This is a genomic window from Streptomyces capoamus (assembly GCF_014654935.1).
Taxonomy (GTDB): domain Bacteria; phylum Actinomycetota; class Actinomycetes; order Streptomycetales; family Streptomycetaceae; genus Streptomyces; species Streptomyces capoamus.
In genome coordinates, this window is the sequence record NZ_BNBF01000008.1 from 159,189 (window position 1) to 163,633 (window position 4,445).

The 4,445-nt window shown below is 70.1% G+C and carries 3 protein-coding genes and 1 pseudogene; 1 reads left to right on the plus strand and 3 read right to left on the minus strand.

The window, feature by feature from the left end; translation table 11 throughout:
- Together IE312_RS40180 and IE312_RS15290 are read right to left on the minus strand one after the other, a co-directional pair.
- Window positions 1-1,057 (minus strand): annotated as a pseudogene (locus tag IE312_RS40180) (PE-PGRS family protein); the annotation flags it as partial.
- 384 nt (window positions 1,058-1,441) lie between these two features.
- A complete protein-coding gene (locus IE312_RS15290) occupies window positions 1,442-2,947 on the minus strand; it encodes a SulP family inorganic anion transporter (protein ID WP_189982075.1) in 1,506 nt (501 codons plus the stop codon).
- Window positions 2,948-3,361: 414 nt separating this feature from the next.
- Here IE312_RS15290 and IE312_RS15295 point away from each other — a divergent pair, with 414 nt between their 5' ends.
- On the plus strand, window positions 3,362-3,772 hold the full coding sequence (locus IE312_RS15295) for a MerR family transcriptional regulator (RefSeq protein WP_189982077.1): 411 nt from the start codon (window positions 3,362-3,364) through the stop codon (window positions 3,770-3,772).
- A 146-nt stretch (window positions 3,773-3,918) separates the two neighbouring features.
- Here IE312_RS15295 and IE312_RS40185 read toward each other — a convergent pair.
- Window positions 3,919-4,445: PucR family transcriptional regulator (locus IE312_RS40185; RefSeq protein WP_229899790.1), on the minus strand; the 527-nt coding region annotated here is incomplete at its 5' end.

Genomic DNA, 4,445 nt, shown 5'->3' on the forward strand with positions numbered 1-4,445 from the left:
TCAGCGCCCGCAACACCGAACCGACCTGCTCCTCCAACGGCTTCTTGGCGGTGTCGGCCCATTCCTTCTTCCAGCCGTAGCTGTGGCCGTAGCCGTAGCCCGAGTGCTGGCTGATCAGCAGTTCCAGCTCGCCGGATGGCTCGAACCTGTGCGTCGGCGTCACCCGCTGCCAGCCGTACGTACGTCGGCCCGGCTGCTTGGGCACGTACCGGACCTGCCTCTGCCGCTCGCGGAAGCCGACCTCGTACGTCCTGCCGTGGACGGTCAGCAGGGGCCTGGGCTGCTTGCGCTTCTTGGACACAGTGATCTCGCCGTGGCGGCCGAGTGCCTGCTCGGCGAGGAGCCGGAGCAGCGAGATAACTCGGGGCAGGACCTCCTCCGAGATCTCGAAGGCGCTGTGGTCCGCTGTGACGGCGGCGACCACGTCCTCGACATCGCTGATCACCCGGCTGCGCGCCAGCCGGATCCGGTTCCACTCGGTGTCGTCCTCACCCGACACCCTGAGCAGACCGAGGAAGAAGTCCCCCTTCGCCCGGCCGCTGTACTTCAGGTGGTACCCCTCGGGCGCACACTGCCGGGCTGCGTCGAAGGCCCTGCGGTAGCGGGCTCGCTCCTGGTCGCTGGGGTTCGGGATGCGGAGGAACCGCCCAGCCTGCTGTACTTCCGCGATCAAGGCGGCCCCGATTTCCGCCGACGACGCCTGCGGGGGCGTGGCGGCGCGTTGCGGCGCCGGCTGCGTCGTGGACGGAGCTGTGTCTTGCTTCTGCGGAGGAGGGGCAGGCCGTGTCCGTTGCTCGGAACCCGCCGACCGCTGCTTGCGCGGCGCCGCTTCCGGCCGGTCCGGGTGATGGCCGTGTTCCAGGTAGAAGCGCCCCGCGTCAGTGATCTCCGCCTGCCACTTCCCATCCTGCTTGGGCATGGTGATCAGACGCCGCTCCTTGAGCGCCCGGGCTGTCACGGCGAGCTCCGGGCTGTCCGACGTGACGGGGTCGGCTCCGTCACCGATGCGGGTGAGGAGGGCGAGCTGCCGGTCATTTAACGGAGACCAAGGGTGCATGGCGATCGTCGTACCGTCTGTGATCGGCCGCGCACAACCGTAGGGATGACCTTTCCTCTGCGTGAGATGCAGAGAGTGGGCTGGACGGCGCGGACGGCCGCTCGCGGGGAGCCGCTGGGGAGCCGGTTCCGGAAGTCGGCTCCCGAATGGCTCCCAGCACGGGGCACAAAGCAAGTCAGGGCCGGTGCCGATTTCTCAGCACCGGCGCCTGACCTGGTGTTATCCCGTCGGTGCGGTGCCCGAGGGGCTCCGGCAGAACATCTCCTCCCGGATTCGTCCCATGCGGGGGAGAGGCCGCTCCCTGTCCGTGCGCGTCCACGGGAGCGCTCCGGTGAAATCGCTCGATGTCCGGAGTCACAGTGCAGCCGCTGCCGGCGGCGTGCGTCAGTGGCCGGCGGTCAGTTCGCCGCTGAGCCTGCCGTGCAGATGCGCGCTGGGGTCGTTCAGGCCGGTGATCTCGACGGTCTTGCCGCGCTGGGCGTACTTCGTCTCGATGGCGTCCAGGGCGGCGACGGAGGAGGCGTCCCAGATGTGGGCGGCCGAGAGGTCGATGACGACCTTCTTCGGGTCTCCCGTGTAGTCGAACCGGCCGACGAGGTCGTTGGAGGAGGCGAAGAACAGCTCCCCGGTGACCTGGTAGACGACCGTGGTGCCGTCGGGGTCGGTGACGGCGGTGACCTCGGCGAGGTGGGCGACGCGCCTGGCGAAGACGACCATCGCGGTGACCGAGCCGACGACGACACCGATGGCGAGGTTGTGGGTGGCGACCACGCACGCGACGGTGACCACCATGACGGTGATCTCCCCGGCCGGCATCCGCTTCAGTGTCTTCGGCGCGATGGAGTGCCAGTCGAAGGTGCCGACCGACACCATGACCATCACGGCGACGAGCGCGGCCATGGGGATGTCGGAGACGACCGGCCCGAAGGCGACGCACAGCACCATGAGGAACGCCCCGGCCAGGAATGTGGACAGCCGGGTACGAGCCCCGGACACCCGTACGTTGATCATGGTCTGGCCGATCATGGCGCAGCCGCCCATGCCGCCGAAGAAGCCGGTGACGATGTTGGCGATGCCCTGGCCGATGGACTCGCGGGTCTTGGAGGAGCGGGTGTCGGTGATGTCGTCGACGAGCTTGGCGGTCATCAGCGACTCCATCAGACCGACCAAGGCCATGGCGAGCGCGTACGGGGCGATGGTGGTGAGCGTGTCGAGGGTGAACGGCACGTCCGGCAGGCCCGGTACGGGCAGCGAGGACGGCAGCGCACCCCTGTCGCCCACGGTCGGCACCGCGATCCCGGCCGCCACCGTGACGACGGTGAGGATGACGATGGACACCAGCGGTGCCGGGACCACCCTGGTGACCTTCGGGAAGAACACCATCAGCGCCAGACCTCCCGCGATCAGCGGATAGACGGCCCATGGCACGTTCGTCATCTCCGGGAACTGGGCCATGAAGATGAGGATGGCGAGGGAGTTGACGAAGCCGACCATCACGCTGCGCGGTACGAACCGCATCAGCTTGGCGACGCCGAGGGCCCCGAGGGCGATCTGGAAGACGCCTGCGAGGATCACGGTCGCGACCAGGTAGCCGAAACCGTGCTGCCGGTTCATCGGGGCGATGACCAGGGCCACCGCACCGGTGGCCGCGGAGATCATGGCCGGTCGGCCGCCCACGATCGCGATGGTCACGGCCATGGTGAACGAGGCGAACAGGCCGATCGCCGGGTCGACCCCGGCGATGATCGAGAACGAGATCGCCTCCGGAATGAGCGCCAGGGCGACGACCAGGCCGGCGAGGACCTCGGTGCGCCAGATCTTCGGATCGGACAACCAGTCGGGCTTGAGACCGCGCAGCCGCGCGGCGGGGGACGCAACGGAAGAGGACAAGAAAGCAACTGCCTGTCGAGTTCGGGCACGCCCCGCTCTGCGGGCCGGCGGACGGGAGGATACGGAGGAGCCGGACCGGCAACCCGCGGGCGGCCCCGTGCTGCGGAACCGGAAGTCAAAGAGGGGGACGGAGACGAAGAGGGGGACGGAGACGGAACGGCGCGTCGGCGCGCCGCGCTCACGTCCGGAAGCGATGCGTCACGGTGGGCAGGCGGCGGCGCCGGATGCCATGGGCTCACGCACGCGGAACTCCTGCCAGAATCGGAACGTCGCCGGGGCCGGCGTCGGTCTCGGCACGGCAAGAGCGCACCACTTCGCCCGCACCACCAGAAACCCTACCCTAACGTTAGGGTAGGGATGGGTGGCCTCGCGAGACGAGGTACCGCCTTCGACGGGAAGACCAGGAGCAGGGACGTGGACGGCAAGCACATGCAGATCGGCGAGGTCGCCGCGCGCACCGAGCTGTCCCTGCGCACCATCCGGCACTACGAGGAGACCGGCCTGGTGGTGCCCTCCGCCCGCTCCCAGGGCGGCTTCCGCCTCTACACCGAGAACGACGTCGCCCGCCTCATGGTCATCCGGCGGATGAAGCCGCTCGGCTTCACCCTGGACCAGATGCGCGACCTGCTGGAGGCCACCGACCGACTGGACGCGGCCGAGGAGCTGGGCGGGGATGAGCGCGAGGCGCTCCTGGAGCGCGTGCGCGCGTACGAGCGGACCGCGGCGGAGCAGGTGGAGAAGCTGCGCGTCCAGCTCTCCCGCGCCGAGGATTTCGCTGCCACGCTGCGCGCCCGGCTGCCCGAGAGCGAGCCGGCCCGGCCCTGACCGCGCGGCTGACGTGAGAGGGCCACCTGTCATAAGAGCCGGGCGACAGCGAGGCTGCGGTGATGGGCGAGGATTCCGTCGCGCGTCCGTTCCTGCCGACGCGGCAGCCAGGGCCGCCGGCCGCAGCCCCGTGACTCCGGTCCCGGTCAGAGGTCCTTGGCCGGCCAGCCGAGCAGCCGGGCGCCGATGACCGCGGTCTGCAGCATGTAGCGGTGGGCCGGGTCGGCGGGGTTGGCGCCGGTGAGTTTGTGGATGCGGTCCAGGCGGTAGGTCATGGCCCGCACGCTGAGCGAGAGCCGGCGCGCGGCCTCGGCGGCGACGCAGCCGGAGTCGAAGTAGGCGGTGAGCGTGTCCAGGAGCGGCTCGGCGCCGCCGCGGGCCGTGGTGAGCGGGCCGAGGGTGCCGAGGACGAGGTCGGCCATGGCCTGCCGGTCGCGGGTCAGGACGGGGTAGACGAGTAGGTCGGCGGCGCGCAGGACCGGGTCGTCCAGGCCCAGCCGCTCCGCCAGTTCGAGGGCGTTCAGGGCTTCCTCGTACGACTGGACGACCCCGCCGGGGCCGGGTTGCGGGCGGCCGATGGCCACCGTGCCGCCGTCGGTGGCGGCGTGGGCCTGCTTGGCGAAGTAGGGCAGGACCTCGTCCTCGTGGCCGGGAGCGATGCACAGCAGCCGGC